Raw genomic sequence first — 16,029 nt, 5'->3', positions numbered from 1 at the left:
GTGATGCATTTATCTGAACGTCTAGACGAATTGGTTACGGAAAATTACACAGGGGAAACATGACAATTCTGTGTGTCGACACGGCAAAGTCACACATCCATCACGGCTTGCGCACTACAATGCGCCCGGAACAATGAACATTTGAAGTACGGGGGATGACGTCGCTATGACAGCGAGCGGGAGCGCAGTGTCGATGAGTAATGCGGGCAACGGTGGCAGTCCGGAGCGCGTGGAGCGCGGTGCGGGTGTGGCCGTCTGGCGCCAGATCGAGCAGATTCTGGCCAAAGAGATTGCGGCGAACGGTTTCGGTGACGACGGCCGTCTGCCCAGCGAAGGTGAACTGGCCAAACGCTTCGATGTGAACCGGCATACGGTGCGGCGCGCCGTGATGGGACTGGCCGCGAATGGGCTCGTGAGCATCGAACAGGGGCGCGGCACCTTCGTGCAGCGCGGCGCGATCGACTACCTGATCGGGCGACGCACGCGCTTCACTGAAAACCTGCGCCAGCAGCATCATGCGGCTGAGGGGGAGATGCTATCGGCCGCGCGGCTTCAGGCCGATGCGACCGTCGCGAAAGAACTGGCGTTGCGCGCCCGCGCGCCGGTATGGCGGATCGAGTCGCTGCATGCCGCCGATGGCGTGCCGCTCACTTACGCCTGCAACTGGTATCCGGCAGCCCGCTTCCCCGATCTGCCGAGCCTGCTCGAAGAGGACAGCAGCATCACACATGCCCTCGCGTCGATGGGCGTGCCGGATTATTTGCGCAAGTGGAGCCGTATCGGCAGTGTGCTGCCCGATGCCGAGATCGCCTGGCGACTTGGCGTCAATCGTCAGCAGCCGGTGTTGTGGGTCGAGAACGTCGACGTCGACCTGGACGGCGTGCCGATCAAGTACGGCATTACGCATTTCGCTGCGGACCGCGTGCAACTGATGGTCGATACGTCGACGTAATCAGCACTGCCAGGACGCCGCCCGGCGAATGCCCTGCTTCCCGTAGCGCTCACGCGCCTGCGCAACGATATCGGCACCGATGGCACCGTCGTCCTCAAGTGCCTTGAGGGCGGCGAGCACGATGGAGACGCGGTCCACTTCGAAGAACGCCCGCAGCGCCTGGCGCGTGTCGCTGCGCCCGAAGCCGTCGGTGCCGAGGGTGACGTAGCGACGCGGCACGAACGCGCGAATCGACTCCGGCAGCGCGCGCACGTAATCGGTGGCCGCCACGACGGGGCCGTCGCTTTGTTCCAGCATGCGTTGCACGTAGGGCTTGCGCGTGGCATCGCCATGCCGTTCGAGCCGCTCGGCGGCAATGCCGTCACGATGCAACTCCGTGAAACTCGTCACGCTCCAGACCCCGGCCCGGATCGACCAGTCGTCCTGCAACATCTTTTGCGCTGCGATCACTTCGGGAAGAATGGCGCCTGAGCCGAGCAGTTGCACCTGAGCGCTACGTCCACCGCCCGCTTGTGAGGCCTCGTCTGCGTCCATCCGATAGATGCCTTTGACGATGCCTTCCCGGATCGCCTCCAGATCGCCGCCGGGGATGCCGGGTTGTGTGTAGTTCTCGTTCATCGCGGTGATGTAATAGAAAACATCACGCTGCTGCTGGATCATCTCGCGCATGCCTTCGTCGACGATGACAGCCATCTCGTGAGCAAACGCGGGGTCGTAAGCACGGCAATTCGGAATGGTGGACGCGTTGAGATGGCTCGTGCCGTCCTGATGCTGAAGCCCTTCCCCGCCCAGCGTCGTCTTTCCTGACGTCGCACCGATCAGGAAGCCGCGTGCACGCTGATCGGCGGCAGCCCAGATCAGATCGCCGATGCGCTGGAAACCGAACATCGAGTAATAGATGTAGAACGGCAGCATCGGGAGGTTGTGCACGCTGTACGAGGTGGCAGCGGCAATCCACGACGATACCGCGCCCGCCTCCGAGATGCCCTCCTCCAGAATCTGTCCGTCGATGTCCTCGCGGTAGTACAGCATCGAGCCCATGTCTTCCGGCTCGTACAACTGGCCCGCCGGCGAGTAGATGCCGACCTGACGGAACATGTTGGCCATGCCGAAGGTCCGGGCTTCGTCCGCGACGATGGGCACGACGCGCGGGCCGAGGGCGTCGTCCTTGAGCAGCGACGTCATCATTCGCACCAACGCCATCGTCGTCGACATTTCTCGCCGGGTATCGTCGAGCGCGAAACCCGCCCACTTGCGGATGTCCGGCACTGGCAGCGAGGTGTCGGCCATTCGACGCCGACGTGGCAGGAATCCGCCCAACGCGGCACGCTTCTCAAGCAGATATCGCATCTCGGGGCTGTCGGCAGCGGGTTTATAGAACCGCAGCGCTTCGACATCGTCATCCGACAGCGGCACGCGGAAGCGGTCGCGAAATGCCTTGAGATCGTCCGCGTCGAGCTTCTTCTGCTGGTGGGTCGTCATGCGTCCCTGCCCGGCGGCGCCCATACCGAAGCCCTTCATCGTCTTGGCGAGAATCACCGTCGGTTGCCCGCGATGCGCCGCAGCCTGCGCGTAGGCCGCGTAGAGCTTGCGAACGTCGTGTCCGCCTCGGCGCAGGCAGTCGATATCGGCGTCCGAAAGTTGCGCCGCGAGTGCGGCAAGCTCAGGATTCTGGCCGAAGAATCGCTCGCGATTGTAGGCGCCGTCGTTCGCGGAGAACGTCTGGAACTGTCCGTCGACCGTGTTGGCGAAGGCGCGCAGCAAGGCGCCATGCTTGTCGCGTGCAAACAGCGGATCCCAGTCGGACCCCCACACCACTTTGATGACGTTCCATCCCGCGCCGACGAAGTGCGCTTCGAGTTCGTCGATGATGCGGCCGTTGCTTCGGACCGGACCGTCCAGCCGTTGCAGGTTGCAGTTGATGACGAACACCAGATTGTCGAGATGCTCCCGGGCGGCGAGCGAGAGCGCGCCCATCGATTCCGGCTCGTCCATCTCGCCATCGCCGAAGAAACCCCAGACCTTACGGCCCTCGGTGTTGGCGAGCTTGCGTGCCGCCAGATAGCGCATGAAGCGCGCCTGATAGATGGCGTTGATCGGACCGATGCCCATCGAGCCCGTCGGGAATTGCCAGAATTCCGGCATCAGCCATGGGTGCGGATACGAGCACAGGCCCGGGCCATCGATTTCGCGACGGTAATGTTCGAGATGCGTCTCGCTCAGGAACCCTTCCAGATAGGCGCGCGCATAAACCCCCGGGGACGAGTGCGGCTGGAAATACACGAGGTCGCCTGACCCGGGTGCGCCGTCCGGCTGACTCGCCCGGAAAAAGTGATTGAAACCGACTTCGAACAGATCGGCGGCCGAGGCGTAGCTGGCGATGTGTCCGCCGAGTTCGCCGTACGCCCGGTTGGCGCGCACGACCATCGCCAGCGCATTCCAGCGCAAGGCACCGGCGAGTTTTTCTTCGAGTTCGAGATTGCCCGGATAGTGGGGCTCGTCGGCAGCGGGGATCGAGTTGCGGTAAGGCGTGATCTGCGGTCGATTCGACGTCACGCCCATCGACAACGCGTGTTCCGACAAACGGTCGAGCAGATACTGTGCGCGCGGCTTGCCGAGGTGACGTACGACGCCGTCGAGCGCGTCCAGCCACTCCATGGTTTCCTGCGCATCGGTGTCGTTCGGATCGACCCGCTGCCATCCGACAAGACCCGAAATTCGGCTTTCGCCCAACATGTCCGTCATGGCACTTCTCCTCGATCTACAGCATTTATCGGTATCGCTGACTGAAGATCATGGTACGCGGGCGGACGAAGAATAGGCCTCTGAATTGCAGCGATTCGCGCGCTGAGATAGGCTAGTTATTCCGATTTCTTGCCAATTTCAGGAATATTTCTACTGTGACGACTTTACCTAAGCATCTGGACCGGACTGACATCGCGATCCTCGCCGAATTGCAGAAGGATTCGAGGATCACCAACGCGGAATTGGCCCGTGCGGTGCATCTGTCCCCAACGCCTTGTTTCAACCGCGTACGTGCGCTGGAGAAACTGGGGCTGTTCAAGGAGCGCGTCACGTTGCTCAACCCCGAGCCGCTGGGGTTGCATATCAACGTATTCATTCAGGTCCGGCTGGAAAAACAGGGCGAAGAAGCGTTGATGAACTTCGAGCATGCGATCGCCGAGCGTCCGGAGGTCATGGAGTGCTATCTGATGACGGGCGACGCCGATTACCTGCTGCGCGTGGTCATGCCCGACATGAAGACGCTGGAGCGCTTCATCGTCGAGCATCTCACCAAGATTCCGGGCATCTCCAACATTCGTTCGAGCTTTGCGCTCAAGCAGGTGCGCTACAAGACGGCCCTGCCGTTACCGACGGCCGGCCTGACGTTGGCCGAGCCCGATAACGGCACCCAGGAGTGGGCGTAGTCTCACAGCAGCTTCGGCACCGATGAGGCGAGCAACGCGATGCCCGACGCCGTGAGCAGGGACAGGACGATCTGTCGGAAGCGCGCTTCGCTCAGGCCGATATAGAGCTTGGCACCGAGGAACGTCGGGATCAGCATCGCGGGCGCGACGATGGCGAACAACGGAATCGCGGCCCGGGTGACGACGCCCGTCGCGAGATAGGCCCCCATCGTCACGACCAGCATCGCGAGATTGAAATTCTGGATGACGGCGCGTTGAGTGTCCTTCTCGAAGCCCCTGAGCGTGCACCACAGCGTTGGCAGTGTGCCGGCAAATCCGCCGACGCCGCTCAGCACACCTCCGGTCAGTCCGGCTATCGCGTCGCCGAGCCTTCCACCGAAGGTGATCTTCGGCAGATTTCTGGCGAGCAGCATCGAGGGGCACCACACTACGAGCAGTGCACCCAGCGCAGCCTTGAACCAGTTCATTTGCAGATGCGGGAGAATCGCCACGCCGATCGGCACGCCTGCCAGTCCGCCGAGTACGAACGGCAGCAACAGTTTGAGGTTGAAGCCGCGCCGCATGGTGACCGCGACCAGAAGCTGTCCCGTCAATGCGCCGAACACGGCGAGACAGGCGGCAAGCTTCGGGTCTAGCGACCACGCCCAGAAGGACATGGCGACCAAACCGAAAGCGAAGCCGGAAATGCCCTGAACAAATCCTGCGACGACAGCCCCGACGGCCGTCAACAAATAGATCTCGAACATCGCGTCTTCCCGAGTCAGCCAACACGGATACGTCGCCAGGAGATTTCGGCATCCTGACACTCAGGAAGATTGTGGTGAGTTTCACTGGCAGGACAATCCGATCTGCGGATGTCTGCATACGCATTTGCTTATGCGGTGGCGCAGCAAAATAAAAAACGCGGCGTCCGATGTGCGGACGCCGCGTCGTCAAGCCATGCCAGAACAGTGAGACGTTAGTTCGCCATGACCGAAACAGCCTTCGTCACCAGGTAGGCTTCCATGGCTTCCGGTCCACCTTCCGAACCGTAGCCCGAGTCCTTCACGCCGCCGAACGGCATTTCGGGCGATGGGGCCGCCGGTTGGTTGATCCACAACATGCCGACTTCCATCTGCTGCGAGAGCAGATGCACGTTGCGGAACGACTGCGTGAAGGCATAGCCGGCCAGCCCGTACGGCAGACGGTTGGCTTCGGCAATCGCGTCTTCCAACTTGTCGAAGCCCCGAATCGCAGCGACCGGGCCGAACGGCTCGTTGTTGAACACGTCGGCGTCGAGCGACACGTCGGTCAGCACCGTCGGCGCGAAGAAGTTGCCGGCGGAGCCGACACGCTCGCCACCCGTCGCGACCGTCGCGCCGGTCTTGCGGGCGTTCTCGATCACGTGGCTCATGGCCGTCAGGCGACGTGCGTTGGCGAGCGGGCCGAGCGTGGTGCCTTCGGCCAGACCGTCGCCCAGCTTCAGGCTTTCGGCGTGTTTGACGAGCGCCTTCGCGAATTCGTCCTTCACGCTGTTGTGCACCAGAAAACGCGTCGGCGAGATGCAGACCTGACCGGCATTGCGGAACTTGGCGCCACCGGCAGCCTTGACGGCCAGCGCGAGGTCGGCGTCTTCGGCGACGATCACCGGTGCGTGGCCGCCCAGTTCCATCGTGGCGCGCTTCATGTGCAGGCCAGCCAATGAGGCCAGTTGCTTGCCGACCGGCGTCGAGCCGGTGAAGGTGACCTTGCGAATGATCGGATGCGGAATCAGGTAGCTGGAGATTTCCGCCGGATCGCCGAAGACAAGACCGACCACACCGGCCGGCACGCCCGCGTCGACGAACGCTTGCAGCAGCGCCGCCGGCGATGCCGGGGTTTCTTCCGGCGCCTTGACCAGGAACGAACAGCCGCAGGCCAGCGCGGCGCTCAGCTTGCGCACGACCTGATTGACCGGGAAGTTCCACGGCGTGAACGCGGCGACCGGGCCGATCGGTTCCTTGAGCACGGTCTGCTGGGCGCTCAGATTACGCGACGGCACGACACGGCCGTATACACGCATCCCTTCGTCGGCAAACCATTCGATGATGCCGGCGCCGGACAGCACTTCGATGCGTGCTTCGGCGAACGGCTTGCCTTGTTCCTGCGTCATCAGACGGGCAATCGAATCGGCACGCTCGCGCACCAGTGCGGCAGCCTTGCGCATCGTGACGGCACGCTCGGCGGCCGGCACCTTGCGCCAGACGGCGAATCCGCGTTGTGCGGCATCGAGGGCACGATCCAGATCGGCGATGCCCGCATGCGCGACTTTACCGATGACATTGCCCGTTGCCGGGTTGACGACGTCGAGCGTCTTGCCGCTGGCGGCATCGCACCACTCGCCGTTAATCAGAAGCCGGGTGTCTGTATATCCTGACGTAACCATATGAATTTCCTGAGAACAATTGGGCAATGGGGTGAGGCGCACCGGACATCCGCGCGCCTCGCCGCGTTTTACATCGACGCTTCCAGCATCTCGCGGTAATCCTCGGGGGAGGCCTCTCGCGGGTTGGTCTTGTGGCTGTGATCTTTCAGCGCACCCACGATGATGCGCGGGAATAGCTCGCGAGTCACCCCCAGTTCCGCAAGCCCCGAGGGAAGACCGAGCTTCGCCGTCATGTCGGCAACCGCCGGACCGACGTCGTCGCCCGATGTTAGGCCCATTGCCTGCGCCAGACGGTTGAGTTTCGCGTCTTGCTGCATTGACGGCGCTGCACGGTTGAACGCGATCACGGCAGGCAACAGGATAGCGTTGAGCGTGCCGTGATGCAGACGAGGATTGATGCCCCCCAGCGAGTGGCTCAGGCTGTGCACGCATCCCAGCCCTTTCTGGAATGCCAGCGCCCCTTGCATCGACGCACTCATCATGTTCAGGCGCGCCTCGCGATCGGACGGCTCGCGCGTCGCCCGCTCGATGTGACGCCACGCGCGCCACAGGCCGTCGAGCGCAATGCCGTCGGCGGGCGGATTGAACGCGGGGGCCATGAACGTCTCCATGCAGTGGGCGATGGCGTCCATGCCGGTGGCGGCGGTCAGCCCTGCGGGCAGGCCCAGCGTCAACGCCGGATCGCAGATCGCCACGCGCGGCACGACGTACGGGGAGATCACGCCGACTTTGCGACCGTCGTCGAGGATCAGGATGGCGCCACGGCCGACTTCACTGCCGGTGCCCGCAGTCGTCGGAATGGCAATGACGGGTGCGGTTGCCGAGGTAATACGCGCGACGCCGCCCTCGATGACCGCGAATTGCTGAAGCGGCCCCTCATGCGTGGCGCACACCGCCACCCCCTTGGCCAGATCGATCGACGAGCCGCCGCCAAGGGCAATGACGCCATCGCACGTGTTGGCGTGGTACATGGCGACGGCGTCGCGCACGACCGATTCGTTCGGGTTCGGCGGCGTCTGGTCGAAGACGGGTATCGGCTGATCCGCGCCCAATGTGCCCAATGCGTCCAGAACGGTATCGAGCAGCCCGGCCGCGCGAATACCGGCGTCCGTCACGATCAGCGGGCGGCGCATACCGATGCGCTCGCACTCGCTGCCGAGCAGACGAATCGTGTCGTAGCCGAACTGGATCTGGGTGATGTAGTTGATGAGGGACATAGTGGATGACGAAAAGTTATAGGAGCGCTATGCTCACGCAGCGATATCGCAGTGTATGGCCCATCACGTCACGGCGATATTGACAGCATTTGATAGCGATATAACTTTTCATCAAGACAATGACGCCCCCTTCCCTTAACTCGATCATCTCCCGGCTGCACGTCAAACAGCTTCGTCTGCTTATCGCCATCGAGGAGCACGGGTCGTTGCTCGGGGCGGCGAAGCAACTCGCCATGACGCAGCCGGGGGCCAGCAAGGCGCTGCATGAGATCGAGACGACGTTCGGCACGGCGTTGTTCGAGCGCTCGAACCGCGGGCTCGAGCCCAATGCCGTCGGGCATTGCGTGATTCGCTATGCGCGTCTGATCCAGTCAGATCTCGCGCATCTGCGTGAAGAGATGGTCGGCATCATGCGCGGCCACGGGGGACGCGTTTCGGTCGGCGTCATCATGGGGGCCGTGCCGTTGCTGACCGATGCCATTACGTCCGTGAGCGAGGTGCAGCCGGAAATGTCCATCGAGATCGTGGAGGACACGAGCGCCACGTTGCTCAGCCAGATCGACGCTGGCCGGCTCGACCTCGCCGTGTGCCGTACGAGCGTCAGTCAGACACCCTACCTCTACGACAGCGTGTTTGTGCAGAACGAAACGCTGGCGGTCATCGCCAATACGGCCCACCCGCTGGCCAATGCGGCGAACGTCTCCCTGGAGGCGCTTGCCGACTACCGCTGGGTGGTCTACCGGGCGAACATGCCGATGCGTCGACTGCTGGAGCGGGAATTCCACGACGCCGGCTTGCGATTCCCGGCACATTTACTGGAAACGACATCGGCCTTCGCCACCGTTTCGCTGTTGCAGAAGAACCCTGCGTTGGTCGCACTGGTATCGATCGACGTGGCCCGTTTCTATACCGAGCACGGCGTGGCCTGTACGCTCCCGCTGCAACTCTCGTCGCTCAGCGAGCCTTACGAGCTGGTGACGCGCCGTGGCGCCCCCACATCCCATGGGGCCCGCATGCTGATGGACGCCATCGTCTCCAACGGTGCGACCCGGTATGCGTCTCTCACATGATGCTCGGACGTGCAGGCATCGCCAGCCTTGAGAGAAAGTTATAGCGCTAACGCCAACCTTCAGTGTACTGACGCGCGCCGCCTTTGTAGACTTCGTCCGGTCATTAAAAAACAAGGTGGAGACAATGAGCGGAATCGCGCCCAACAGCGCAGGCACCCCCAGCCTGACGTCTGCGATGAAAGAAACGATGGTGCCCGACGCCGAGCGCCGTCGTGCGCTGCTCGGCAGTGCCGTCGGCAGCACGATCGAGTGGTACGACTACTTCCTCTACGGAACGATGGCGTCCATCATCTTCGCAAAGCAGTTCTTCCCCAGCACGGACCCATTGGTCAGCAATCTGCTGGCGCTTGCGACGTTCGCGCTGGCTTTCGTCATTCGTCCGCTCGGCGGCGTGATCTTTGCGCACATCGGGGATCGCGTCGGTCGCAAGAAGACGCTGGCCATCACGTTGACGATGATGGGGATGTCGACGGTGCTCATGGGACTGCTGCCCAATTACGACCAGATTGGCGTCTGGGCGCCGATCCTGCTCTCGCTGCTGCGGCTGATGCAGGGACTCGCGCTCGGCGGCGAATGGGGTGGCGGCGTATTGCTGGCGGTGGAGTATTCGCCGCGTCATCGTCGCGGCTTCTATGGCGCTGTGCCGCAGACAGGCGCGGTGCTCGGTCTGGCGTTGGGCAACATCATCACATCGCTGCTGAGCAACTCGATCAGCGACGCCGATTTTCAGAGCTGGGGCTGGCGCATTCCGTTCGTTGGCTCGATCGTGCTGGTGCTGATCGGCATGTGGATTCGTAACGCCGTGGGTGAGACACCGTCGTTCAAGCGGATTCTGGCCACGCGCACCGAGACGCGGATTCCGCTGAAGGAAACGTTGCAGGACCACTGGCGGGCAGTGCTGATCGCGATCGGCGCCAAGGTCGTGGAAACGTCGACGTTCTTCCTTTATGCGACGTTCACGATTTCGTACATGATCGGCCACGGCTTTCAGCGCTCGGACATTCTGAACATCGTGTTGGTCTGCGCGCTGATTGCGTTCCCGTTCATGCTCTACTTCGGCCATCTGTCGGACAGGATTGGCCGCAAGAAGGTGTTTCTCTGGGGGACGGTGGCGTTCATCGTGTGGATCGGGCCGTACTTCTGGCTGCTCAATCAGAAGTCGATCCTGTTGGCGTCAGTGGCTGTGGGCGTAGGGTTGAGCGTGATCTGGACGACATATGGTTCGATGATCGGCACGCTGCTCGCCGAGGCGTTCCCGCCGTCGATTCGTTACACGGGCATGTCGCTGGGTTATCAGATTGGCGCGGCGCTCGTGGGCGGCCCGATGCCGCTGATCGCAACGGCGCTTGTGGCCTACTTCGGCGGCAGCTACGTGCCGGTAGTGTTCTTCATGATCGCCTGCGCCCTCGTCTCCCTCGTGGCGGTCGCGCTGGTCAAGGATCGCAGCGGTTTGCCGCTTGACGACTGATCCCGTTGTCAACGTTGTCATGCAAAAAAGCCGCCGGCACGATGTCCGGCGGCTTTCTTGTTTTGTTCACAATAAACTCAAATGCCGGATCGCCGAAGACAGGGGCAAACCGCGTGATCAGGCAACGACCGATCAGCGCGCCGGAACCGGGGCGATCGATTCGTGGGAAGTTGCCGTGCGTTGCGCCGCCTTGTGCACCATCGTGTAAGCGTAGTCGACGCCCATGCCGTAAGCGCCCGAATGCTCCTTCACGAGCTTCATCACGGCATCGTAAGTGTCGCGATGCGCCCAGTCACGTTGCCATTCGAGCAGCACCTGCTGCCACGTCACCGGCACGGCGCCGGCCTGTACCATGCGCTGCATGGCGTAATCGTGCGCTTCCTTGCTGGTGCCGCCCGAGGCGTCGGCCACCATATAGATCTCGTAGCCGCCTTCGAGCATGGCGCACAGGGCGAAAGTCGTGTTACACACTTCCGTCCAGAGACCTGCGACGATCACTTTGTTACGACCATTGGCCTTCAGCGCATCGCGCACCTTCTGGTCGTCCCAGGAGTTCATCGACGTGCGTTCGAGCGTCTTCGCGTTGGGGAACACGTCGAGCACTTCGGGATACGTGTAACCCGAGAACGATTCGCTCTCGACCGTGGTGATCGTCGTCGGGATATTGAAAATCTTCGCGGCCTTGGCCAGACCCACCACATTGTTCTTCAGCGCCTGCCGGTCCATCGATTGCACGCCGAATGCCATTTGCGGCTGATGGTCGATGATGATGAGCTGGCTGTTCTGAGGGGTCAAAACTTCGAGTTTGGCATTAGACATGGTCGGAGTCCTTTAACTGAGGTGCACTGTGCAACCCCACGAAAGACTAGTCGAGCGCCCCTTGCCGGAACATCAGATGATGGTATTAGTCGTCGAAACGGTTGCTGCCATGCGGATGACACTCACCCGGCGGCGGCTTGCCCACCGACCACCTGCGGATATCGGTCGTCCTCCGGGATCGTCCCGCCGTCGGTCGCGACAACCACGCAGTTCCTGCCACGTGCCTTGGCGGCATAGAGTGCCGCATCCGCTCTTGCCATGACGCTCGCCAGGGTGTCGTTCTCGCCGAACGCGTCCACACCGGCGCTCAACGTAGGCGTGACGTTGCGGCCGGAAACGCAGGAGCCGGAACCCGCAACGACAAGACGCAGACGGTCGACCAGACGGCCTGCTTCCTCACGGGTCGCCGCCGGCAGCAGCACGGCAAACTCTTCGCCCCCGATACGCCCGACCACGTCGTCAGCCCGTACGGACTGTGAGATCAGCGATGCCACGTGCGCCAGTGCAAAATCGCCGCACGCATGGCCGTACCGGTCGTTGACGCTCTTGAAATTGTCGATATCCAGAATCGCGATGGACAGCGGCGAACGTGCCGCCGTGCGAGCGACAACCGCCTCCGCGCGCGCGATGAATGCCCGCCGAGCGAGCACGCCCGTCAGATCGTCGAACGTTGCCAGACGCTCCATCCGGTCGGCGAGCCGGTCATGCGCGAGCAGGACCATGCCGACGGACAGACAGGGCAGCGTGAGCGTCGCCATGCCGAGGAACAGGACATTCAGCGGTGTTGGCTGGAGAAACACGGTCTCATGCGCCAGCCCCACGGCATAGGCGAAGGAGCGCACGGCATGCACCACCGCCCCCAGCGTTGCCGCCACCGAAACGAAGTAATAAGCGTACTTGGGACGGCCCGGCGGCCGATACTTCAACACCATCCAGCCGATGTTGAACCGTACATACGCGATGACGCCGGAAATCATCGCGCTGCGTGCATCGACATGGGGCGACATGAACGTCCAGTGGATCAGCAGTGCGAGGATCACGGCGAGCGCGACGTATTCCCATGCGTAGCTCGCTCTCGTGTTCAGAAACTGACGAAACCCCTGCACGCCGAGCAGCGAGGCGATCATCAGCAGGCTGCTCGATGTTGCGACAATGACGTCGGAGGTGCCCATCAACAGCAATGCGGACGTGAGCGCCAGCAAGCCGCTCGCCACGCTCCACAACCGTACGCCCGGGACATGCGCCTGAAACAATGAGCCGAGTACGGCAACGCTCATCACACACGAGAGAATGGCAATGCTGATGAAAACCGCCGGGATAGACATGTACGCGCCGCGAGATTTTTGTTTTAGCCGCCAGCATAGCCGAATTCCGTGACGCGGCGATCGTCTCCGTACTCAAGGCTGATCATCGCGCGCCTTGAGCTGGTACTGGTACCACGCGATCAACGCCACGATGAACAGCACGAGGAATATCGGGATCATGTAGCCGCGCGCCAGCCATCGCAAGAACGGGTCGCAGAACAGCAGCGCCAGGCTGAGCAGGATCCAGATCCCCGCAATGGCAAGCGAAGGCGCGTGATAGTAACGCGTCATCCACTCGCGCCAGCGGCACGACACGTAGTAGGCCACGCCACACCCGATCAGCAACAGCAAGGCGATCTTCGTTGCCAGCCGGAACGCGAACAGGTTCTCGCACACCGTCTTGCAAACGGCCGAGGACTGCGCGCCGGCGGGAATCTGGTAGTGATCCGCCAGACATTCGCTGATGCTGCGCGTCATCGTGCAGGCCTGCACCCCTTCCGTCGGTTTGGGGATGATCGACTCGGCTGACGGCACGGCGGGATCGGTTTTCGACGCCTCCGCCGCCGCGGTGCGAAGTGGCATCGGCCAGAAGCCGATACCGCCAAAGTTGTCCTGCGCGTAGACGATATCGTCCTGAAGTTGCTGCCAGTTGTCGTTGTCGAACGTGATGACGGGAATGATCTGGCGCAGCACCGTGCGGCGATCCTCGCCATGCAGGCCGGCTTCGACCGACTCGCGCAGCGCCTTCTTCGAGTCGGTCGTCGGTTCATCGAGCAGCACGAGGAAATTCGGACGCCGGTTCCGGTCCCGGTCGACACGCGCCAGCAGGTCGGTCGAAACGTTCTTGTCGGTGTCCGTCACGAGTTGCAGCAGGTTCGAGTAAGTGTAGATGCCATGCCCCACGCGATCGTGGCGCACGAGAATGTCGATGCGATCCCCTGCCCTCGCCCGACGCAACTGGGTGCGAAGCTGGTCGACGAACTGGTTGAACACCACGACCGACACGGGATCTTCCGGGTAGCCGTCGAAAAACAGCACGACCCCGCTGCCGTTGGTCGGCGCAAAGCGCGCGCCGAAGGGCAGATGGTTCGACACCGACGCGGTCCAGTTACGCAAGCCGGTCGAGAGCAGCTTCACGATGTCCGCGCCGAGCCGGTTCAGCACGGCCACCTTGCGATCCTTGTCCAGACGCGTCCAGGTCCGCCAGTCGTTGCGCTGGATCACCCATTGCACGTCGCTCTGATGTCGTTGCGCTACCGAGACGAAGTCACCAGGCAACGAGGCGGACGTCTGCGACAACTCCACGAAATTGCTGCCGTAATTGGCTTGCACCAGCGCGCCGGTATCGTCGAACGTCGCACCGTAGTAGCCGATGCGCGTGAGCGTGCTGAAGTCGACGTTCTGCTTCGGTCCGGCCATCCAGAACGGGAAGAAACCATAGACGGTGCCTTGCAGATGGTCTAACAGACACCCGCAACCGTCACCGCTCCAGCTCACCTGCCGAGTCGGGTCGAACACCGGCCGCTTGCGGGCGGTCGCAACCAGCGACGGCCGGAAGCGGTCATACAGCGCCTGCATCAGTTGCGGCAGCGACAAGGTCTCGACATTGCTGCACGTGCCTTTACGCCAGAGCGCTTCGAGCTGCGCAAACAGCGCCGGGTCGCGCAGCACGGCCGACAACTGCTGCATCTGATCGGACGAAATCTTGCGCGCATCGGCCACGCTCCCCGGTATGCCCGTGGGGCAAGCGCCCACGCCTTCGCGCAAGCGCGCCATCACGGCCCGGTCGAACAGCCACAACTGCGGATACTGCAACCCCTGCAATCCCCCAAGCATGTCGAGCACGACCGGCGGCACCGACTCGTTGCGGCGGCTCGACGCCAGCTCCGCGAGCGCTTGCGCCGTCAGCACGTAGGTGGTCTGCGACTGCGCGGCGCGCATGATGTCCGGCACGTACGGATCGACCGGCGTCTTGATATCCGAGGTGGCGTCGAGAATCGCTTCGTTGAAATCGGCCTGACTGGCGTACTCCTCGGTAAGCCCCGAGACGGCGTCGACGATTTCCGTCGGCACACGGTTGTCGTTGCGGAGTTGCTGGAGCGAGGCGTCCGTGAGCTGGTACGTCGTGGTGACGGCCACGGCACGGGCTTCCGGCAGATAGGCTTCGGCACGTTTGCCGAGGTCCTTGAGGGCGTCGAGCACGGCGGCATCGAACAGCGGCTGATTCAGATAGACCTTGTCCTGCAAGGCCGAAAGATGGTCGATGACCTTGGATTTCGACGCCAGCAGGCTGAAGTCGGCGGCGTCGAGCGTGTAGTTGTAGATCGTCAGCAGGGCTCGGTCGGGATCGGGGCCCGCGTTGCGATTCCCGTCGGTATCCAGGTGATAGAGCCAGAGCATGGCGGCGATCTCGTCGTCCGTGCCCGCAAGGCGAATCTGGTAGTAGCGCGCCTGCTCCTTTGGCTCGAACCCGTCGATCCAGCGACCGAGGTCGGCACCGACCAGATCGGCCTTCCATTGCGGATGCGCCCGCACGATCGACGCGAACTTCAGCAACGCCTGCACCGACGCACTGGTCAGGTTGCCGACCGGCTGCATCTTGAAGTCGAGCCAGAAGCGATTGAGCCACGACAAGGTGATCGGCCCGACGAGATTGTCCGACAGCGGCCGCGTGCTTTCACGATAGGCCTGAAGGTAGGCCGGGTCTTCCGAATAGATGACGAGGAGCGCCTGCTGAATGGCGCGTCGCGTGGCCGGTGCCAGATGGCGCACCACATCGGCAGAAATCAGTACGGTAGACGGGCCAGAGGTCGGCTCCGGTGTGACCTGCACGGTATTGACGATGCGCCACGCCTGCTCGGGAGTCATCGGCTTGCCGTCGCTGCCAATGGGCGGCGCCATGCGCGAGACCTTGACCGACGGCGTGTCGGCAGGTGCCGCGACGGCTTGCGTCGGGGCACCCTTGACGGTTGACGGCGGCGATGCGGACGTCGCGGGACTCGCTGCTGGTGCTGCGGCAGATGCAGAAGGTGCAGTAGGTGTGGCAGAGGGTTGTGGCGCAGGCGGTGTCACCGGAGCAGCCACAGGCGTTGATGCGGCAGCGGCCGGTGGCGACACAGCAGAAGCGCCTCCAACGGCAGGCGCCGGCGCGACCGCAACCGGCGCAGACGCGGCCACCGGCGCGGCGGCAGGCTTCGATGCCGGGGGTACGGCAGGCAACGACGTCGCAGCACTCGCCGTTGACGGCACCGCTGCGACGGCGGGGACCGAAATGAGCGATGCCAGCGCCCCCAGCGACAGGGTCAGCCCCGCCATTCCGGCAGCCAGCACCGAAACTCGTCTGCGCCTGCCGCAGCGCCCCATGAAG

Annotated in this window: 11 protein-coding genes; 4 read left to right on the top strand and 7 right to left on the bottom strand. The window is 62.9% G+C overall.

What is annotated here, in order from left to right; translation table 11 throughout:
* Positions 1 to 193 precede the first annotated feature (193 nt).
* Complete coding sequence (gene phnF, locus C5N93_RS23935; protein WP_069342875.1) at positions 194 to 952, top strand: phosphonate metabolism transcriptional regulator PhnF; 759 nt, start codon at positions 194 to 196, stop codon at positions 950 to 952.
* On the opposite strand, the gene mdeB is transcribed toward phnF, so the two are convergent.
* Positions 953 to 3,688 carry an alpha-ketoglutarate dehydrogenase gene (gene mdeB, locus C5N93_RS23930; RefSeq protein ID WP_242561400.1) on the bottom strand — a complete coding sequence of 912 codons (2,736 nt, stop codon included), beginning with the start codon at positions 3,686 to 3,688 and terminating at the stop codon, positions 953 to 955.
* Between the two features lie 164 nt (positions 3,689 to 3,852).
* Between mdeB and C5N93_RS23925 the strand changes: the two genes are divergently transcribed.
* The gene (locus tag C5N93_RS23925) at positions 3,853 to 4,380 is read left to right on the top strand and encodes an Lrp/AsnC family transcriptional regulator (protein WP_069342877.1); all 528 of its coding nucleotides are present in this window, start codon (positions 3,853 to 3,855) and stop codon (positions 4,378 to 4,380) included.
* 2 nt (positions 4,381 to 4,382) lie between these two features.
* Here C5N93_RS23925 and C5N93_RS23920 read toward each other — a convergent pair whose 3' ends face one another.
* From C5N93_RS23920 to C5N93_RS23910, 3 genes are all read right to left on the bottom strand, one after another.
* Positions 4,383 to 5,126: a sulfite exporter TauE/SafE family protein gene (locus C5N93_RS23920; RefSeq protein WP_242561190.1), complete on the bottom strand. Its 744-nt coding sequence runs from the start codon at positions 5,124 to 5,126 to the stop codon at positions 4,383 to 4,385.
* 212 nt (positions 5,127 to 5,338) lie between these two features.
* A complete protein-coding gene (locus C5N93_RS23915) occupies positions 5,339 to 6,784 on the bottom strand; it encodes an NAD-dependent succinate-semialdehyde dehydrogenase (RefSeq protein WP_242561189.1) in 1,446 nt (481 codons plus the stop codon).
* A gap of 68 nt (positions 6,785 to 6,852) precedes the next feature.
* Positions 6,853 to 8,001 carry an iron-containing alcohol dehydrogenase gene (locus C5N93_RS23910; protein WP_242561188.1) on the bottom strand — a complete coding sequence of 383 codons (1,149 nt, stop codon included), beginning with the start codon at positions 7,999 to 8,001 and terminating at the stop codon, positions 6,853 to 6,855.
* Between the two features lie 119 nt (positions 8,002 to 8,120).
* Here C5N93_RS23910 and C5N93_RS23905 point away from each other — a divergent pair, with 119 nt between their 5' ends.
* Both C5N93_RS23905 and C5N93_RS23900 read left to right on the top strand, forming a co-directional pair.
* On the top strand, positions 8,121 to 9,071 hold the full coding sequence (locus C5N93_RS23905; RefSeq protein ID WP_242561187.1) for a LysR family transcriptional regulator: 951 nt from the start codon (positions 8,121 to 8,123) through the stop codon (positions 9,069 to 9,071).
* A 124-nt stretch (positions 9,072 to 9,195) separates the two neighbouring features.
* Positions 9,196 to 10,539 carry an MFS transporter gene (locus C5N93_RS23900; protein WP_242561186.1) on the top strand — a complete coding sequence of 448 codons (1,344 nt, stop codon included), beginning with the start codon at positions 9,196 to 9,198 and terminating at the stop codon, positions 10,537 to 10,539.
* Positions 10,540 to 10,671: 132 nt separating this feature from the next.
* Here C5N93_RS23900 and C5N93_RS23895 read toward each other — a convergent pair whose 3' ends face one another.
* From C5N93_RS23895 to C5N93_RS23885, 3 genes are all read right to left on the bottom strand, one after another.
* Positions 10,672 to 11,358, bottom strand: a complete 687-nt coding sequence (locus C5N93_RS23895; protein ID WP_242561185.1) for a hydrolase — start codon at positions 11,356 to 11,358, stop codon at positions 10,672 to 10,674.
* Positions 11,359 to 11,480: 122 nt separating this feature from the next.
* Positions 11,481 to 12,683, bottom strand: a complete 1,203-nt coding sequence (locus tag C5N93_RS23890) for a GGDEF domain-containing protein (RefSeq protein WP_242561184.1) — start codon at positions 12,681 to 12,683, stop codon at positions 11,481 to 11,483.
* 72 nt (positions 12,684 to 12,755) lie between these two features.
* Entirely contained in the window at positions 12,756 to 15,992 is a 3,237-nt protein-coding gene (locus C5N93_RS23885) for a hypothetical protein (RefSeq protein WP_242561183.1), read from the bottom strand.
* Positions 15,993 to 16,029: the final 37 nt, after the last annotated feature.

It is taken from the genome of Pandoraea sp. LA3 (assembly GCF_022696215.1).
GTDB classification, from domain to species: Bacteria; Pseudomonadota; Gammaproteobacteria; order Burkholderiales; family Burkholderiaceae; genus Pandoraea; species Pandoraea capi.
Note: the sequence above shows the minus strand (reverse complement) of the source record. Positions and strands in the feature narration are given on the sequence as shown.

Bases quoted from the DNA above. Each gene is read 5' to 3' on its own strand.
- C5N93_RS23920 (WP_242561190.1), bottom strand. From the start codon at position 5,126: ATGTTCGAGATCTATTTGTTGACGGCCGTCGGGGCTGTCGTCGCAGGA.
- C5N93_RS23900 (WP_242561186.1), top strand. From the start codon at position 9,196: ATGAGCGGAATCGCGCCCAACAGCGCAGGCACCCCCAGCCTGACGTCT.
- C5N93_RS23915 (WP_242561189.1), bottom strand. From the start codon at position 6,784: ATGGTTACGTCAGGATATACAGACACCCGGCTTCTGATTAACGGCGAG.
- mdeB (WP_242561400.1), bottom strand. From the start codon at position 3,688: ATGTTGGGCGAAAGCCGAATTTCGGGTCTTGTCGGATGGCAGCGGGTC.
- C5N93_RS23905 (WP_242561187.1), top strand. From the start codon at position 8,121: ATGACGCCCCCTTCCCTTAACTCGATCATCTCCCGGCTGCACGTCAAA.
- C5N93_RS23895 (WP_242561185.1), bottom strand. From the start codon at position 11,358: ATGTCTAATGCCAAACTCGAAGTTTTGACCCCTCAGAACAGCCAGCTC.
- C5N93_RS23910 (WP_242561188.1), bottom strand. From the start codon at position 8,001: ATGTCCCTCATCAACTACATCACCCAGATCCAGTTCGGCTACGACACG.
- C5N93_RS23890 (WP_242561184.1), bottom strand. From the start codon at position 12,683: ATGTCTATCCCGGCGGTTTTCATCAGCATTGCCATTCTCTCGTGTGTG.
- phnF (WP_069342875.1), top strand. From the start codon at position 194: ATGAGTAATGCGGGCAACGGTGGCAGTCCGGAGCGCGTGGAGCGCGGT.